At 61.0% G+C, this 1,346-nt stretch carries 1 protein-coding gene; it reads right to left on the minus strand.

The genetic code is table 11. From position 1 onward, the window contains the following. The coding region (dnaE, locus tag AC0AP0_RS10015) for a DNA polymerase III subunit alpha (RefSeq protein WP_490430360.1) at positions 1 to 1,346 on the minus strand (1,346 nt) is incomplete at both ends.

Raw genomic sequence — 1,346 nt, forward strand, 5'->3', positions numbered from 1 at the left:
CGCTTGGCATAGTTGATGTGCGAGTTCATATCCATGGGCCCCGGCCGGTAGAGGGCGATCAGGGCGGAGATGTCGTTGAAGTTGTCGGGCTTGAGCATGCGCAGCAGGGAGCGCATACCGTCGCCATCGAGCTGGAAGACGCCAAGGGTGTCGCCCCGGGACAGCAGCTGGTAGGTCTCCTTGTCGTCCAGGGGGACCTTCTCGATGCTGATGGGCTCCTTGCCATTGCGCTTGATGTTGTTGACCGTGTCCCTGATGACCGTCAGGTTGGACAGCCCCAGGAAGTCCATCTTGACCAGCCCCAGGGTCTCGCAGGTGTGGTACTCGAAGGTGGTGGTCACCGTGCCGTCGGTGCGTTCCATCAGCGGCGAGGTATCGGTGATGGGATTGGAGGCCATGATAGTGGCGCAGGCATGCACGCCGGTCTGACGGATGATGCCCTCGATGCCCTTGGCTTCTTCGGTGATCCGCTTGACATCCGGGTTGGACTCATATAGGTCGCGGAACTCCTTGGCCTCCGGGTAGCGCTTGGACTGGGGATCGAAGATCTCCTTGAGGCTCATGTCCTTGCCATTGACCGTAGGCGGCAGGGCCTTGGTGACTTGGTCGCCCACGGAATATTCGTAGTCCATGATCCTGGCTGAGTCCTTCAGGGCCTGCTTGGTCTTGATGGTGCCGTAAGTCACGCACTGGGCCACCTTGTCGGAGCCGTACTTACGACCCACGTAGTCCAGGACCTTCATGCGCCCCTCGGGGTCGAAGTCCACATCGATATCAGGCAGGGATACGCGTTCAGGGTTGAGGAATCGCTCGAAAATCAGCCCATGCTTGAGCGGGTCCAGCTCGGTGATGCCCATGGCGTAGGCCACCATGGACCCTGCCGCCGATCCACGGCCCGGTCCCACCATGATTCCGTGGTTCTTGGCCCAGTTGATATAATCGGCCACCACCAGGAAGTATCCGGTGAACTGCATCTGGCAGATGACCCCGCACTCGTAGTCGGCCTGGTGGGATACCTCCTCGGGCACCCCGTCCGGGTAACGGTTCTTCAATCCCTCGTCCACCTTCTTCAGGAAAAGGGAGGTCTCGTCCCAGCCTTCCGGGCAGTCGAAACGGGGCATGAATGCCCCGTCCTCGTGGTCGTCGAACATGACGTTGCAGCGTTCAGCGATCTCCAAGGTGTTGTCGCAGGCTTCGGGGAACTCCTTGAAGATCTCGCGCATCTCCTGGGCCGAGCGGATGTAGTAGCCGCTGCCGTCGAACTTGAAGCGGCCGGGGTCGGTCAGCCGGGATCCCGAGTTGATGCAGAGCAGGGCGTCCTGGGCCGAGGCATCCTCCTTGCGCAC

The organism is Bifidobacterium sp. POST2/T3 (B1), assembly GCF_058197115.1.